The 16420-nt window shown below is 58.9% G+C and carries 16 protein-coding genes and 1 tRNA gene; 10 read left to right on the forward strand and 7 right to left on the reverse strand.

Features of this window, described 5'->3' with window-relative positions; all coding sequences use genetic code 11:
• Positions 1-76 precede the first annotated feature (76 nt).
• Entirely contained in the window at positions 77-1978 is a 1902-nt protein-coding gene (gene dnaK, locus CRO62_RS18245) for a molecular chaperone DnaK (RefSeq protein ID WP_097101095.1), read from the reverse strand.
• Between the two features lie 287 nt (positions 1979-2265).
• Positions 2266-2355 (reverse strand) — tRNA-Ser (locus CRO62_RS18250).
• 220 nt (positions 2356-2575) lie between these two features.
• Between CRO62_RS18250 and CRO62_RS18255 the strand changes: the two genes are divergently transcribed.
• From CRO62_RS18255 to deoA, 10 genes are all read left to right on the forward strand, one after another.
• Positions 2576-2893 carry a hypothetical protein gene (locus CRO62_RS18255; RefSeq protein WP_013635245.1) on the forward strand — a complete coding sequence of 106 codons (318 nt, stop codon included), beginning with the start codon at positions 2576-2578 and terminating at the stop codon, positions 2891-2893.
• Positions 2894-2970: 77 nt separating this feature from the next.
• Positions 2971-3621, forward strand: a complete 651-nt coding sequence (gene msrA, locus CRO62_RS18260; protein ID WP_019564547.1) for a peptide-methionine (S)-S-oxide reductase MsrA — start codon at positions 2971-2973, stop codon at positions 3619-3621.
• A 214-nt stretch (positions 3622-3835) separates the two neighbouring features.
• Positions 3836-4828, forward strand: a complete 993-nt coding sequence (locus tag CRO62_RS18265; RefSeq protein WP_003514392.1) for a BMP family lipoprotein — start codon at positions 3836-3838, stop codon at positions 4826-4828.
• An 83-nt stretch (positions 4829-4911) separates the two neighbouring features.
• Positions 4912-6417, forward strand: coding sequence for an ABC transporter ATP-binding protein (locus CRO62_RS18270; protein ID WP_003514394.1), 1506 nt, complete (start codon positions 4912-4914; stop codon positions 6415-6417).
• A gap of 7 nt (positions 6418-6424) precedes the next feature.
• Positions 6425-7528 (forward strand): ABC transporter permease, encoded by a 1104-nt coding sequence (locus tag CRO62_RS18275; RefSeq protein WP_097101096.1) that lies wholly within the window; start codon positions 6425-6427, stop codon positions 7526-7528.
• Positions 7529-7534: 6 nt separating this feature from the next.
• Positions 7535-8506, forward strand: a complete 972-nt coding sequence (locus CRO62_RS18280) for an ABC transporter permease (protein ID WP_097101097.1) — start codon at positions 7535-7537, stop codon at positions 8504-8506.
• A gap of 19 nt (positions 8507-8525) precedes the next feature.
• The gene (locus CRO62_RS18285; RefSeq protein ID WP_179784649.1) at positions 8526-8915 is read left to right on the forward strand and encodes a cytidine deaminase; all 390 of its coding nucleotides are present in this window, start codon (positions 8526-8528) and stop codon (positions 8913-8915) included.
• Positions 8915-9715 carry a purine-nucleoside phosphorylase gene (locus tag CRO62_RS18290; RefSeq protein ID WP_003514406.1) on the forward strand — a complete coding sequence of 267 codons (801 nt, stop codon included), beginning with the start codon at positions 8915-8917 and terminating at the stop codon, positions 9713-9715. The genes CRO62_RS18285 and CRO62_RS18290 overlap by 1 nt, the downstream gene beginning before the upstream one ends.
• Before the next feature lie 2 nt (positions 9716-9717).
• Positions 9718-10491, forward strand: a complete 774-nt coding sequence (gene deoC / locus CRO62_RS18295) for a deoxyribose-phosphate aldolase (protein WP_097101099.1) — start codon at positions 9718-9720, stop codon at positions 10489-10491.
• Positions 10488-11804 (forward strand): thymidine phosphorylase, encoded by a 1317-nt coding sequence (gene deoA / locus CRO62_RS18300; protein ID WP_097101100.1) that lies wholly within the window; start codon positions 10488-10490, stop codon positions 11802-11804. Before deoC ends, deoA begins: the two co-directional genes overlap by 4 nt.
• On the opposite strand, the gene CRO62_RS18305 is transcribed toward deoA, so the two are convergent.
• From CRO62_RS18305 to CRO62_RS18325, 5 genes are all read right to left on the reverse strand, one after another.
• On the reverse strand, positions 11797-12318 hold the full coding sequence (locus CRO62_RS18305) for a TIGR02281 family clan AA aspartic protease (RefSeq protein ID WP_013635250.1): 522 nt from the start codon (positions 12316-12318) through the stop codon (positions 11797-11799). The two genes, deoA and CRO62_RS18305, sit on opposite strands and share 8 nt — an antisense overlap.
• Before the next feature lie 134 nt (positions 12319-12452).
• The gene (gene upp, locus CRO62_RS18310; RefSeq protein ID WP_003493096.1) at positions 12453-13082 is read right to left on the reverse strand and encodes a uracil phosphoribosyltransferase; all 630 of its coding nucleotides are present in this window, start codon (positions 13080-13082) and stop codon (positions 12453-12455) included.
• A gap of 96 nt (positions 13083-13178) precedes the next feature.
• The gene (locus CRO62_RS18315; RefSeq protein WP_097101101.1) at positions 13179-14156 is read right to left on the reverse strand and encodes an adenosine deaminase; all 978 of its coding nucleotides are present in this window, start codon (positions 14154-14156) and stop codon (positions 13179-13181) included.
• Entirely contained in the window at positions 14153-15373 is a 1221-nt protein-coding gene (locus tag CRO62_RS18320) for a phosphopentomutase (protein WP_097101102.1), read from the reverse strand. Before CRO62_RS18320 ends, CRO62_RS18315 begins: the two co-directional genes overlap by 4 nt.
• A 114-nt stretch (positions 15374-15487) precedes the next feature.
• A complete protein-coding gene (locus CRO62_RS18325) occupies positions 15488-16258 on the reverse strand; it encodes an SURF1 family protein (protein WP_097101103.1) in 771 nt (256 codons plus the stop codon).
• Between the last annotated feature and the right edge of the window lie 162 nt (positions 16259-16420).

Below are 16420 nucleotides of genomic sequence, written 5' to 3' on the forward strand. Positions count from 1 at the left end.
TCGCAAATGGATTTCCGGCTGCACGTCGGCAGCCGGATGTCTTGCATGTATCGACAGGAGACGGGAAGTCACGCGATTATGCGGACTTCTTGTCGTCCTTGATTTCCTCATAGTCGGCGTCGACGACGTCGTCCTTGCCGCCTTCTCCGTCAGCGCCGGCTTCAGCCTGCTGGGCTTCGTAGATGGCCTGACCGAGCTTCATGGAAACTTCCATGAGGGTCTGGGTCTTTGCCTGAATGTCGTCGGCATCCGGTTCGGAAGCCTCAACTGCCGTCTTCAGGCTGGCAATGGCGTCTTCAATGGCCTTGCGGTCGGTTTCGGAAACCTTGTCGCCATATTCCTTCACCGATTTCTCGGTGGAGTGAACGAGGCTTTCGGCCTGGTTCTTGGCTTCGACACCCGCACGACGCTTCTTGTCGGCTTCGGCATTGGCTTCAGCGTCCTTGACCATCTTCTCGATGTCGGCGTCGGAAAGACCACCGGAAGCCTGGATACGGATCTGCTGTTCCTTACCGGTGCCCTTGTCTTTCGCCGAAACCTGCACGATGCCGTTGGCGTCGATATCGAAGGTTACTTCGATCTGCGGAACGCCGCGGGGTGCCGGCGGCAGGCCGACGAGGTCGAACTGGCCGAGCAGCTTGTTATCCTGCGCCATTTCGCGCTCGCCCTGCGAGACGCGGATCGTAACGGCCGACTGGCTGTCTTCGGCGGTCGAGAAGGTCTGGCTCTTCTTCGTCGGGATCGTCGTGTTGCGATCGATCAGACGGGTGAAGACGCCACCCAGCGTTTCGATGCCGAGCGACAGCGGGGTCACGTCGAGAAGCAGAACGTCCTTGACGTCGCCCTGCAGAACGCCGGCCTGAATGGCGGCGCCCATGGCAACCACTTCATCAGGGTTCACGCCCTTATGCGGCTCCTTGCCGAACAGCTGCTTGACGACTTCCTGTACCTTCGGCATGCGGCTCATGCCACCAACGAGAACGACTTCATCGATCTCGGCAGCGGTAACGCCGGCATCCTTGAGGGCAGCCTTGCAAGGGGCGACGGTGCGCTGCACCAGATCGTCCACCAGGCTTTCGAACTTGGCGCGGGTCAGCTTCAGCGTCAGGTGCTTCGGACCGGAAGCATCAGCCGTGATGAACGGCAGGTTGATTTCGGTCTGCTGCGAGGACGAAAGTTCGATCTTGGCCTTTTCGGCAGCTTCCTTGAGGCGCTGCAGAGCGAGCTTGTCGTTCTTCAGGTCGATGCCCTGATCCTTCTTGAACTCGCCAGCCAGATATTCGACCAGACGCATGTCGAAGTCTTCACCGCCGAGGAAGGTGTCGCCGTTGGTGGACTTCACTTCGAAAACGCCGTCGCCGATTTCCAGAACGGAAATATCGAAGGTGCCGCCGCCAAGGTCGTAAACGGCGATGGTCTTGCCTTCCTTCTTGTCGAGGCCGTAAGCGAGGGCTGCCGCGGTCGGCTCGTTGATGATGCGCAGGACGTCCAGACCGGCGATGCGGCCAGCATCCTTGGTGGCCTGGCGCTGGGCGTCGTTGAAGTATGCCGGAACGGTGATGACGGCCTTCTCGACCTTTTCACCGAGATAGGATTCAGCCGTTTCCTTCATCTTCTGAAGGATCATCGCGGAAATCTGCGAAGGGGAATAGTTCTTGTCCTGAGCCTTCACCCATGCGTCGCCATTGTCGCCCTTGACGATTTCAAAGGGAACGAGGGCCTTGTCCTTTTCGACGGTCGGGTCTTCATAACGGCGACCGATGAGGCGCTTGACCGCAAACAGGGTGTTGGTCGGGTTGGTGACCGCCTGGCGCTTGGCCGGCTGGCCGACAAGGCGTTCGCCATCGTCGGAAAATGCCACCATGGACGGCGTAGTGCGCGCGCCTTCCGCGTTTTCAATAACTTTCGTGTCCTTGCCGTCCATCACTGCAACGCAGGAATTGGTTGTGCCAAGGTCGATACCGATTACTTTTGCCATGCTCTTCTCTCCTTGAAGCGAGCTGTCGGAACCCCGTGAGGCATTCCATGGACAACTCCTTGACTTGGATTTGCAGTATTCGCTGCTGTTATGCGGCGTATATAAGGAGCGATTTTTCCTGCTGCAAGGCGCAAGAGAGGGTGAAGCGCTGCAAAAAAGCGGATGAAACCCCTGTCTGTGCAGAAGCATAGCCATCAAGGCTTGCAGAAGGGCAAAAACGTGACTTTGACTGCCACGGTAATGGCGATGCGGAGGCGCGCTTATAAAGTCATTGAGGTGAGGTGAAATGGCGGACAGGGTGGGATTCGAACCCACGGTACGCTTTCACGCACACACGCGTTCCAGGCGTGCGCCTTAAACCACTCGGCCACCTGTCCTTTTTTCAAATCTGCATGTTTTGAGGAATGCAAATCACTGGAACGGCGCGATATATACCGATGAATTCGCTGGGATCAACACGAATCTGACAGTTTTTTGAATTGTCGGCAATTTCCTGCCTTCCGATGCGATTGCAAACCGGTTTTCCCGCCTTTATCGATGCAATATATCTTTCAAAACATGGCTGTCGAAACGACGGGCCGCAACCGAGGTATCCTGATGAAAGCTTTTTTGCGGTTTTTGAGCTTTCTTCTTCTGATTGCAGCGGTTTTTCTTGGCGTACTCGATTCGATCCGCTCGGTTTCCACATCCTCGGTCAACATCACCGGCATCCTGTCAGTCTGGAACTATCTCCTTCCTGCCTCGCGCACCATGGTGGAAACGGCCTTGGCTCACTATATTCACCCTGAAGCGTGGCGCTTCATTGAAAATGCCCTGTCGGGACTGCCGGCATTCGCTTTTTTCCTCGCGCTATCCCTGCTTTGCTGGATGGCCGGTTACAGGAAGCGCAAAGTCATGAGGCGTTCGTCAGTCTGAATTTATCAACTGACAGCGCGCGCGCCCCGCAGATGTGAACCCTGAGAAGCGGCAGAACCGGCCGCACGGAGGACCGAATGTTCCTGTTCGATACGCTTTCAAAAAAGACGACGATGCCGACCGAAGAGACGGCTTTGCCCGGCCGTGAAGAGGCACTTGCCGTGCCTGAGACCCATTTCGTCAATGGCCGGCCTTTGAAGGGGCCTTATCCCGATGGTTTGGAAATCATCTATCTGGGCATGGGTTGCTTCTGGGGTGCGGAGCGCCTGTTCTGGCAGACGCCGGGTGTGTGGGTGACGGCGGTGGGTTATGCTGGCGGTTTTACCCGCAATCCCACCTATCAGGAGACGACGACGGGCCAGACGGGCCACGCCGAAGTGGTCAAGGTCGTCTACGATCCGGCCGTCATCTCGCTGTCAGGCCTGCTCAAGATATTCTTCGAGGAGCATGATCCGACTCAAGGGATGCGGCAGGGAAACGATGTCGGCACGACCTATCGTTCCGCCATCTATGCCAATACCGAAGGCCAGTTGCAGCAGGCGCAGAAGGCGCACGACGCTTTTCAGCAGGCTTTGGACGAGGCGGGGCATGGCCGCGCCATCACCACCGAAATTGGACCGCTTGAAACATTTTATTACGCGGAAGACTATCACCAGCAATATCTTGCCAAGAATCCGGGAGGCTACTGCGGGCTCAGGGGAACCGGCGTAAGCTGCAATATCGACTAGATTTTTTGCACGTTGCCCAGGTGGAAAGACCAAAAAAACGCCAGAATAAAGTTTTTCCACCGGGTCAAAAAAACCGGATGAATTTTTCATTGAGCCATGCAAGGATATGAGCCAAGCACAGCCGGGATAACGGCTGGCGGTTCCGCAGACATTCCCGGTCAACGGGTTTGCGGGAGGACCCTTAAAATATCAATTGCAACAACAGGGCTGCACAATGAAAAAATCCCTTCTGACGCTTTTTGCGCTCGCCGCCATGTCGGCTTCCGCGCTTGCTGCCGATATCAAGCCGGCATTGGTTTATGGTACGGGCGGCAAGTTCGACAAGTCTTTCAACGAAGCCGCCGCGGCTGGCGCTGAGAAGTTCAAGGCAGAAACGGGCATCGAGTTCCGCGATTTTGAACCGACCAGCGATACGCAGGGCGAGCAAGCTATCCGCAACTTCGCCAGCAAGGGCTTTAACCCGGTTGTTGCCGTGTCCTTCGCCTGGACGTCGGCCATGGAAAAGGTTGCAGCCGAATTCCCGGACACCAAGTTCGTCATCGTCGATTCCGTCGTCGAGCTGCCGAATGTCCGCTCGGTCGTCTACAAGGAGCACGAAGGCTCTTATCTCGTCGGTCTTCTGGCAGGCATGGCCTCCAAGACCGGTAAGGTCGGCTTCATCGGTGGCATGGATATTCCGCTGATCCGTAAATTCGCCTGTGGTTATGCGCAGGGCGCCAAGGCTGCCAACGACAAGATCGAAGTCTTCCAGAACATGACCGGCACCACGGGTGCGGCCTGGAACGATCCGGTGCGCGGTGGCGAACTGACCAAGAACCAGATCGACCAGGGCGCTGACGTAATCTACGCGGCAGCCGGTGCGACCGGTATCGGCGTGTTGCAGACCGCCGCCGACAACAAGAAATTCTCGATCGGCGTCGATTCCAACCAGAACCACCTGCACCCCGGCTCGGTTCTGACCTCGATGGTTAAGCGCGTCGATCTGGCCGTCTACAACGCCTACAAGGATGCCAAGGACGACAAGTTCACCCCCGGCATCGTTGCTCTCGGCGTCAAGGAAGACGGCGTCGCTTATGCTCTCGACGACAACAACAAGGCCCTGATCACGCCGGAAATGACCGCCGCCGTGGACAAGGCGAAGGCCGACATCATTGCCGGCACCATCAAGGTTCATGACTATATGGCGGACAATTCCTGCCCGAAATGATATGATATGTGTCTGGGGCGCATGGTGATTTTTCACCTTGCGCCCTTTTCATATCCAGCCTTCGGAGAGGTTTCGGTTTGAGTATGGACCCAGCAATCGAACTCGTGGGCATCGATAAAAAATTCGGTGCCGTTCACGCCAATAAGAATATCAACCTGACCGTTGCCAAGGGTACGATCCACGGCATCATCGGGGAAAACGGTGCCGGAAAATCGACCCTGATGTCGATCCTCTACGGATTTTACCAGGCTGATGCCGGTGAAATCCGGGTAAACGGCGCGCCGGTATCGATCCGCGATAGCCAGGCGGCGATCAGTGCGGGCATCGGCATGGTGCATCAGCATTTCATGCTGGTGGAAAATTTCACCGTGCTGGAAAACGTCATGCTGGGCGCTGAAGGCGGTGCTTCGCTTGCCAAGGGCCGGGCCGCTGCGCGCAAGGAGTTGAAGCGCCTTGAGGACGATTACGGGCTGGAAGTCGATCCGGATGCGGTGATCGAGGAATTGCCGGTCGGCCTGCAACAGCGTGTCGAAATCCTCAAAGCCATGTATCGTGGCGCCGAAATCCTGATCCTCGACGAGCCGACCGGCGTTCTCACGCCTGCGGAAGCCGATCATCTTTTCAAGATCCTCGGTGTCCTGCGTGAGCAGGGAAAAACCGTCATCCTCATCACTCACAAGCTGCGCGAGATCATGGCGATCACGGATTCCGTCTCCGTCATGCGCCGCGGCGAAATGGTGGCGACCCGCAAAACCTCCGAAACCAGCGTCGAGGAACTGGCCGAATTGATGGTCGGCCGTCGCGTGCTGCTGCGGGTGGAAAAAGGCGAGACGACGCCGGGCGAGGTTCTCCTTTCCATCCGTAATCTGACCGTCAAGGACAGCCGCGGCGTCACCATGGTGGACGATGTCTCGCTGGATGTCCGCGCCGGCGAAATCGTCGGCATCGCCGGTGTGGCCGGCAATGGCCAGTCTGAGCTCCTCGAAGCGATCGCGGGCATCCGCAAGCCTTATTCAGGCGAGATATGGGTGGCCGGGCAGAAGGTTGATCGACCCGATCCCTCCATTCTGCGCGAACTCGGTCTCGCGCATATCCCGGAAGACCGGCACCATATGGGGCTGGTGCTGAAATTCGAGGAATATGAAAATTCCATCCTCGGCTATCACCATGACGAGCGTTACGGCAAAGGCCCTTTCCTCAACCCCGAGGCCATCCGCAAGGATGCGGTCGAAAAAATCGAGAAATACGATATCCGCCCGCCGAACCCGCAGCTGAAGACCGCCAATTTTTCCGGCGGTAACCAGCAGAAGATCGTCGTCGCCCGCGAAATCGAGCGTGACCCCAAGATGCTGATCATCGGCCAGCCGACCCGCGGTGTGGATATCGGCGCCATCGAATTCATCCATCGCCGCATCATCGAAATGCGCGATGCCGGCAAGGCGATCTTGCTGGTTTCGGTCGAACTCGATGAAATCCGTTCCCTTTCGGACCGGATCATGGTCATGTTCGCCGGGCGTGTCGTTGGAGAAAAAACGGCGGAAGCCGAAGAACAGACGCTGGGCCTGATGATGGCCGGCATCGCCGCATGAGGCATGAATGAGCACCGCTTCTGTATCCCTGCCAAACTGGATCACCTACGGCCTCCTGCCGTTTTTAAATGTAGTTACCGCATTTCTGATTTCCGGCCTCGTCGTCTGGTCGATCGGTGAAAATCCGTTCGCGGCGCTTCGCCTGCTCATCGAAGGTGCGCTAGGTCGTGGCGATGCCATCGGCTTCACGCTGTTTTATACGACGAGTTTCATCTTCACCGGCCTCTCTGTGGCGGTCGCCTTCCATGCCGGTCTGTTCAACATCGGTTCCGAAGGTCAGGCCTATATTGGTGGACTGGGCGCGGCGCTGGTGGCGCTGGCGCTCGACCGTTACGTGCCGTGGTACGTTACGATGCCCTTCGCCGTCATCGGCGCTGCGGTTTTCGGCGCGGCCTGGGCGTTTATTCCGGCATGGCTGCAGGCAAAACGCGGTAGCCACGTCGTCATAACCACCATCATGTTCAACTTCATCGCTGCGGCTTTGATGGTCTATCTACTGGTGAACGTGCTGATCGTGCCTGGCAAGATGGCGCCGGAAACGCGCACCTTTCTGCCAGGTGGGCAATTGCCGAAGCTCGACTGGCTGATGGCGCTGTTCGGCCTGAAGCTTGGGCCGGCGCCGTTCAACGTCTCCTTCATCATCGCACTGGTCATGTGTTTTCTGGTCTGGGTGCTGATCTGGCGCACCAAGCTCGGTTATGAGATGCGCACGCTCGGCGTCAGCCCCTCGGCTGCCGTCTATGCCGGCATTCCTTATGCGCGCACCGTCATCATCGCCATGCTTATTTCCGGCGGTCTGGCAGGCATGATGGCGCTGAACCCGGTCATGGGCGCGTCCGCCCGCCTGCAGGTGGAATTTGTCGGCGGTGCGGGTTTCGTCGGCATCGCCGTCTCGCTGATGGGGCGAAGCCACCCGCTCGGCATCCTGTTTTCGGCGCTGCTGTTCGGCATTCTCTATCAGGGTGGTGCAGACCTCTCTTTCGAGATGCCGAATATTACCCGTGAGATGATCGTCGTCATCCAGGGTCTGGTTATCCTGTTTGCCGGCGCACTCGAATATATGTACCGGCCGGCGATCGTCCGCATCTACCAGCGCTTGGCAAAGGGGTGAGCTGATATGGATTTCTTCGATATGCTGGTCAGCATTCTCGGCTCGACCGTCCGTCTCACCATCCCGCTTCTGTTCACGGCGCTTGCGGGGCTGTTTTCCGAACGCGCGGGCGTGTTCGATATCGGCCTTGAAGGCAAGATGCTGGCGGCAGCCTTTGCTTCGGCTTGTGTCGCCTATCTCACCGCAAATCCCTGGGCCGGCCTGCTTGCGGGCATTGCCGTCTCCATCCTGTTCTCGCTGATCCACGGCTTTGCCGTCATCACAAATCGCGGCAATCAGATCGTGTCGGGCGTGGCGCTCAACTTTATTGCCGCCGGTCTGACGGTGGTTCTGGGGCAGGCGTGGTTCGGGCAGGGCGGGCGCACACCGCAATTGCCGGGCGAGGGCCGTTTCGCACCCATCATCCTGCCCGGTGCGGATGCGATGCGTGAAGTGCCTTTCATCGGCCCGCTCTACGCCAATGTCATTTCCGGCAACAATATCCTGACCTACCTCGCCTTTCTGGCGGTGCCGCTGTCCTGGTGGGTGCTTTACCGCACCCGTTTCGGCCTTCGCCTGCGCGCGGTGGGTGAAAATCCGGGCGCGGTCGATACGGCGGGCATTTCGGTGATATGGATGCGTTACCGCGCCGTCATCGTTGCCGGCTTCCTCTGCGGTTTTTCGGGCGCCTATCTCGCCGTTGCGCAATCGGCTGCCTTCATCGCCAACATGTCGGCCGGCAAGGGCTATATTGCACTTGCCGCGCTGATCTTCGCGAAATGGAAGCCGGTGCCGGTCATGTTCGCATGCCTGCTCTTCGGTTTCCTGGATGCTTTCGCCAACTTCATGCAGGGCAAATCCGTGCCGGGTATCGGCGAAGTGCCGGTGCAGATTTTCCAGGCCATGCCCTATATTCTGACCTGCATCCTGCTTGCCGGTTTCATCGGCGTCGCCAAGCCCCCCAAGGCCGGTGGCGTTGCCTATGCGAAGGAGCGTTAAATCCATGTCCCGTGAACCAATGTCCCATCAGTTGTTCGAGGCAGCAGTGGAGGCCATGGCCTTTGCCCATGCGCCCTATTCGAAATTCCCTGTCGGTGCGGCAATCCGCGCTGAAGACGGCAATATCTACAAGGGCGCCAATATCGAGAACCTCTCCTTCCCTCAAGGCTGGTGCGCCGAGTCTTCGGCCATCAGCGCCATGATCATGGGTGGAGCAAAGAAGATAAGCGAGATCGCCGTCATCGCGGAAAAGCTTGCTCTCTGCCCGCCCTGCGGCGGCTGCCGGCAGAAGATCGCCGAATTCGCCTCGCCGGACACCAAGGTCTATCTTTGTGACGAAACCGGTGTTCAGAAGGTCATGACCATGGATGAACTTTTGCCCTTCAGCTTCAAGACAGAGCTGCCCTGATGCCGGATACGCTGATCGATATTCTGGTGGAGCGTCTGAATGGCCTGATGCCGCGCATCGCCATCGTGCTGGGCTCAGGCCTGGGGTCGCTGGTGGACGAGGTCAGCGATGCGATCCGCGTGCCCTATGCCGAACTTCCCGGTTTCCCTGCAAGCGGCGTTTCCGGCCATGCGGGCGAGTTGGTGGCCGGTTATCTCGGTGGCGAGCCGGTGATGATGTTGTCCGGCCGGGTGCACTATTACGAAAAAGGCGATCCGGCCGCCATGCGCGCGGTCATTGAGGCGCTCGCTGGTCTTGGCGTGCAGTCGCTCATCCTCACCAATTCGGCAGGCTCGGTCAGACAGGACATACCGCCCGGCTCGGTCATGCAGATCACCGATCATATCAATTATTCCGGCATGAACCCGCTGATTGGCGAAGAGAGCGACAACCGTTTCGTCGGCATGACTACGGCTTATGATCCGGACCTGATGCTCGCCATGCGTAATGCCGCGATCCGCGCGACGGTGCCCTTGTTCGGCGGCGTCTATATGTGGTTTTCCGGCCCGAGCTTCGAAACGCCGGCGGAAATCCGCATGGCGCGGCTGCTGGGTGCGGATGCCGTCGGCATGTCCACCGTGCCGGAAGTCATCCTCGCCCGCTTTTTCGGGATGCGCGTTGCCGCCGCATCGGTTATTACCAATTACGGTGCCGGCATGACCGGCGCTGAACTAAGCCATGAGGAAACCAAGGACATGGCTCCGGTAGGCGGCAAGAGGCTTGCCGCCATCTTGAAAGAAATGATCGCAGGAGGAGCGTGACCATGGAACTCCAGCGTCCGCGCGAAGCGGCTGCCCTGACACTATCCTTGCTGGACCTGACCAACCTCAAGGAAGACTGCACGCCCGAGCAGATTGCTGCTTTGTGCCAGAGGGCTCATACTGAATACGGCAATACGGCCGCGATCTGCATCTGGCCGCGTTTCGTCGCCCAGGCGCGTGCCGCTTTCGGAAAAGACCATGCGATCCGTATCGCTACGGTCGTCAATTTTCCCTCGGGCGATCTGGATGTTGCGACCGTGGTCGCGGAGACCGAGGCGGCTATCCGCGACGGTGCCGACGAAATCGATCTGGTCATCCCCTATCGTAAGTTCATAGCAGGCGATGAGACGGCCGTTTCCGAGATGGTGGCTGCCGTACGCAAGGTCTGCGTCGCACCCGTTCTTCTCAAGGTCATTCTCGAAACCGGCGAGTTGAAGGACAAGGCTCTCATTCGCCGCGCTTCCGAACTCGCCATTGCCGAAGGGGCCGATTTCATCAAGACCTCAACAGGCAAGGTCGCCATCAACGCCACGCTGGAAGCCGCCGATATCATGTTGCAGGCGATCCGCGACAGCAGGCAGAAGGTGGGCTTCAAGCCTGCCGGCGGTGTCGGCACGGTGGAAGACGCCACGCTTTATCTGCGGCTGGCGGAAACCATCATGGCGCCCGACTGGGCCATGCCGTCCACGTTCCGTTTCGGCGCTTCCGGCATTCTCGATGATGTCCTGAACGTGCTGGCCGGTGGCGAACCGGCCAAGGCCGCCAGCGGGTATTGAGCTTGATCCCGCAGGAAATCATCCGCCGCAAACGTGATGGCCTGTCTCTTGCGCCGCAGGAGATTGCCGCTTTTATCGAGGCGCTGTCCAAGGACGGCATATCGGAAGGCCAGGCCGCTGCCTTTGCCATGGCGGTGTTTTTCCGGGGTATGAACCGCGACGAGATGGTGGCGCTGACGCTCGCCATGCGCGACAGCGGCGATGTCCTGTCCTGGAGCGATATTGGCAGGCCGGTGACGGACAAGCACTCGACTGGCGGCGTCGGCGACAACGTCTCCCTGATGCTCGCCCCGATGGTTGCCGCCTGCGGTCTTGCCGTGCCGATGATTTCCGGCAGGGGCCTTGGCCATACCGGCGGCACGCTCGACAAGCTGGAAGCGATCCCCGGTTACGATGTGATGCCGGACGAAGCCCTGTTCCGCCGGACGGTCAAGACGGTCGGCTGTGCCATCATCGGCCAGACGGGCGATCTCGCCCCCGCAGACAAGCGCCTCTATGCTATCAGGGACGTGACCGCGACGGTGGATTCCATCCCGTTGATCACCGCCTCCATTCTGTCGAAGAAGCTTGCGGCCGGGCTTCAGACGCTGGTTCTGGATGTGAAGGTCGGCAACGGCGCTTTCATGCAGAGTGTGGAGGATGCCCGTAATCTCGCCGTCGCACTGGTCGATGTGGCAAATGGCGCGGGCCTGCCGACGACGGCTCTTATAACCGACATGAACCAGCCGCTTGGCGATGCCGCAGGCAATGCGGTCGAAATCGTCAATTGCCTGGACTTTCTGGCTGGCCGCAAGGCGGGAACACGTCTCGAAAAGGTGGTTCTTGCCTTTGCTGCGGAAATGCTGGTGCAAGCGGGCAGCGCGGCCACTCTGGATGAAGGCGAGGCGCTGGCTGAGGCCGCCCTTTCCTCCGGTCGTGCCATGGAAGTCTTTGCGAAAATGGTCGCAGCACTTGGCGGGCCTGCGGACTTTGTCGATCATCCGTCGCGTTACCTGCCATCTGCGCCGGTCATTCTCCCGGTCTCGGCTGAGCGCAGCGGCTGGCTGGCATCCTGTGCGACGCGCGATCTCGGCATGGTCGTTGTCGAGCTTGGCGGCGGCAGAAGAATGCCGTCAGACAAGATCGACCCTTCGGTCGGGATCTCCGATATCCTGCCGCTCGGCACAAAAGTGGAAAAAGGCGAACCAATCGCCAGCGTCCATGCGGCCTCTAAGGAAGAAGCGGAACTTGCCGTCAAAAGGATTGCGGCCTGCTATGGGGTTGCCGACACTGCGATGGAAACCGGCACTGTGGTCCTCGAGCGAATTACCTGACCAGCCTCATTTCGCCACCCGATACCTTGAATGACGATAGTTGTTTCAGGAAGCTCATGCCAACAAGCATGTTGCTCAACGCATTGTCTTTCAGCACCATGGCGTCGACATTCTGAACGCGGATCGTGCCGATTTCCACCCGGTCGAGCTTCAGATAGGCCGCCATAGTCTGGCCGTTGGCGGTTGAGATCGGATATTTGAAATCGAGGCTGTTGACGCCGAAACCGAGCCGCCGGGCGATAGTCTCATTGATGGCAACCATGGAGGCGCCGGTATCGACAAGCCCGTCGAAAGATTTACCGTTGATACGGAAGGCGGCGTTGAAGTGGCCGCGTGCGTCCGCCTTCAGATTGACGCCACCAAGCGAAACGGGTTCCGGTTTGACGGCTTCCGATTTGACTTCAGCTTTTTCCACCTTGGCTTCCGGGCGCGGCTGAAATTTTTCCACCAGCGCCGGAATCTGCGTGGCGCTGACCGAAAGACCGATAAGCAGAAAAATCGTACGCGCCAGCAAGTCGTCGCTCCCGAGAAGGCAGGGTTATCCCTATGCAGAATAGACGCAAAACATGCTGAAATCTTAAAAGAAAAAGCCATTCGCCGCTTGTTGGTCGGCGAATGGCTCAAACGGTTAAGCGATGATGAACGGTGTTATTTCGTGCCGTACATGCGGTCGCCGGCATCGCCGAGGCCGGGAACGATATAACCCTTTTCATTCAGCTGCTTGTCGATTGCGGCAGTATAGATCGGCACATCGGGATGCGCTTCACGGAAATTCTTGATGCCTTCGGGTGCAGCCAGCAGACACAGGAAGCGGATGTTCTTCGCGCCCCGCTCTTTCAGCTTTTCAACCGCAGCGATGGAGGAATTGCCGGTCGCCAGCATTGGATCGACGACGATTATAAGGCGGGCATCGAGGCTTTCAGGAGCCTTGAAGTAGTATTCGACCGCCTCCAGCGTATCGTGATCGCGATAGACACCGATATGCGCAACACGCGCCGAAGGCACGAGCTCGAGCATGCCTTCCAGAAGGCCGTTGCCAGCACGCAGAATGGAGGCGAAAACCAGCTTCTTGCCCTCCAGCACCGGAGCCTCGATGGTTTCGAGCGGCGTATCGATGGTTTCCATCGTCATTTCAAGGTCGCGCGTCACTTCATAGCAGAGTAGCGTCGAGATTTCCCTGAGCAGGCGGCGGAAGCCGGCTGTCGAGGTTTCCTTCTTGCGCATGATGGTAAGTTTGTGCCGCACCAGCGGATGTTCGATGACTGTGACGCCGTCCATGAAACTGGCCTTCCTTTTTTATCCTGTGCCCCTGTAATTCACCGAAAGCAGGCTTTTCGCAAGCCTTCTTCGCGGTTTTACCCCGCCAACCGATGCCTAGTGGCTATCGAGTTTCGCAAGCAGCCGGGCGCGTGTGATTTCATCCACAAAGGCGCTTTCCAGAGCGGTTCGAGTCATGCGGTTGATCTCGGCATCGCTGAAACCGAATGCATCCGCAGCCAGCGCATATTCCCGGGCAAGCGAGGTAAAGAAGAATGGCGGATCGTCGGAACTGATGCAGACGCGCACCCCGGCATCGCGCAACGCCCTCAGCGGATGGCTGCCGAAATCGGGATAAACATTGAGCGCGATATTTGATCCGGGGCAGACCTCAAGCACTGTTCCCGCCTCAACCAGCCGGGCGACGAGAGCGGCGTCTTCGATGGCGCGCACGCCATGGCCGATGCGCGACGGCTTTACGAGATCGAGCGCATCGACGACGCTTTCTGGTCCGCAGACCTCACCCGCATGGATAGTCAGCCCAAGGCCGGCATCGCGGGCAATGTCGAAGGCTCGCGCATAATCGGCGACGCGGCCCATGCGCTCCTCGCCTGCCATGTTGAAACCGGTCACCAGCGGGTGTTTCGTGCGTGCTGCATACTCAGCCGCCGCGATCACCCGTTCAGGACCGAAATGCCGCTCGCCGGTCACGATGATGCGGGTTTCGATGCCGGTCTTTTCTTTCGCGATCCGGATGCCCTCGGCGATACCGGAGAGATAGGCGTCAGCGCCGAGCCCGATGCGGTCGCCATGATCGGGCGAGATGATGAGCTCGCTATAGATCGTGTTGGCCTCGGCAAGTTCGGTCAGATAGGTTTGCGTCAGAACCGCATAGTCCTCATCGGTCTTGAACACCTGCGCCACCGCATCGTAGCACTGGATGAATTGCGCAAAATCCGACCAGACGTACTGGCCGTCGCGCAGAAAGCTACTGGTGTCTATGCCGTATTTCTCGGCCTGTTTTGCGACGAGGGCGGGGGGTGCCGCACCTTCCAGGTGGCAGTGAATTTCCGCTTTCAGCAAATGCGATGTCAAATGAAGCTCCTGCCGTGCGAACCGGCCTCGATTCCTAGATGGTGGGCGATGCTTTCGCCGATGTCGGCGTAGCTTGAACGAATGCCGACATCGCGGGAGCGGATGCCCGGCCCGAATGCCATGATCGGCACTCTTTCCCGTGTATGGTCCGTGCCCCGCCATGTGGGATCGCAACCATGGTCGGCGGTAAGAATGGCGATGTCGCCCGGCGCCATTTTGCGATGGATTTCCGGGATGCGCGCATCGAAGGTTTCAAGCGCCGCCGCATAACCGGCAACATCGCGGCGATGGCCGTAGAGCATGTCGAAATCGACGAAATTGGTGAAGACAAGATCGCCGTTTTCGGCTTCGTCAATAGCGTGCAGTGTTGCGTCCATCAGGGCGCTGTTGCCATTTGCCTTGATGATGCGCGAGACACCCTTGTGGGCATAGATATCGCCGATCTTACCGATCGCGTGCACTTTCCTGCCAGCCTCCACAAGGCGGTCGAGTAATGTCGGTTCGGGCGGCGGAACGGAGAAGTCGCGGCGGTTGCCGGTGCGCTCAAAAGTGGCGACCGTCTCGCCGATGAAGGGACGGGCAATGACACGGCCGATATTCAGCGGATCGAGTAGCTTGCGCACCGTCTCGCAGAGCGTGACGAGCCGCTGCAATCCGAAATGGGTCTCGTGCGCGGCGATCTGGAACACGGAATCGGATGAGGTGTAGCAGATCGGCTTGCCGCTCCTGATGTGCTCTTCGCCAAACTTGGCGATGATCTCAGTGCCGGAAGCGTGGCAATTGCCGAGAATGCCTGGAATATCCGCTTGCGTGCAGATGGCCTCCACCAGTTCGGGAGAAAAGGCGTCGCCCTCTGTCGGGAAGTAGCCCCAGTCGAAGGTGACGGGCGTGCCCGCGATCTCCCAATGGCCTGAGGGCGTATCCTTGCCCTTCGATATTTCGCTGGCGGAGCCATGCAGGCCGAAAATACGCTCCGGCGGCTCCATGCCGGCGGGAATGTCGCCGCTTGATTGTCGTGCAATCTCCAGAAGACCGAGCGAAGACATGTTGGGCAGCTTCAGCGGACCCGCCCGAAGGCCTGGCCTGTCGGCAGCACCTGCCGCACAGAATTCGGCGATATGACCGAGCGTATTGGCACCAAGGTCGCCATAATGCTCCGCGTCAGGCGCACCGCCGACACCGAAGGAATCCAGAACGAGAAGAAATGCTCTTGCCATAACTCACCGAAACGAAAATGCGCCGACGGGCAATGTCAGGCCGAACTGTCGTTATAGATCAGCAAAACGTGAAGAAGGAAGTGATTTTATGAACCATCCGGTAAAACCGGCTGCTCAATCCTCTTCCCGTTTCGATTTCGGCGCGTTGAGATTGCGCAGCACGTACCATCCAGCGGCAATTACCATGGCCGCCAGAATATACCATGTGATGGCGTAGGACAGGTGGTTGTTGGGGAAGGTGAGCATGGTCTTGCCGCCGACCGGTAGGCCACCCGGATTGGGCGTCGCATCGGCATCGACATAAAAGGGCGCCACGCCGGAAAGGCCGGATGCCTGCGATATCTGCGGGATATTGCGGGAGTACCAGCGCCGATTTGCCGGATCGTTGGTTCGGAGGAAAAGCCCGCCGGTTTCTGGCGCGCGCATCAGCCCGACGATCTCGACCTGCCCGGTTGGCTCGCCTTCCCGGCGCGAGGATGGATCGCGTTTGTCGGAAGGCACGAAGCCGCGATTGACGATGATATTCGATCCGTCATCGCGTCTCAGCGGCGTCATCACCCAGTAACCGGGGCCGAGATCGCTGACCGTATAGACCTGGATCTCCTTGTCGTTGAGGAAGGTGCCGGATAGTTTCACGCGGCGATATTCATAGTCCGCGGGGTCTGCAAGGGCCGGCCATTCGCTCGCTGCCGGTGCATCCACAGGTGCGGCATGGGCGCGCGCTTCGACGCGTTCGATGAGATCGAGCTTCCAGAAGAGGCGTTGAACCTGCCATGTTCCAAGCGCCAGCAGGAAGCCTGTCAGTACAATGGTCAGAAGCAGAACGACGATTGCTGCGGGGCGGATGCGTCGCGTGTGCGGGGCGGTTGTGGACGGATCGGTCATGGTTTCACAGTCCTTGCAAGGCCATGCGGTTTGCCACGGCGACACTGTCGGCTGCCGGCATCCGGGTCTTCCAGCAAATAACCCCATAAATCGCGCCGACGATTCATGGGGTTATGCGCTGCGGGGGTCGTGTGCTGGCGCAGAAAGCGGCCCGCCGGAAAT

Origin of the sequence: Rhizobium sp. AN6A, from assembly GCF_900215635.1 — a bacterium.
GTDB classification, from domain to species: Bacteria; Pseudomonadota; Alphaproteobacteria; order Rhizobiales; family Rhizobiaceae; genus Agrobacterium; species Agrobacterium tumefaciens.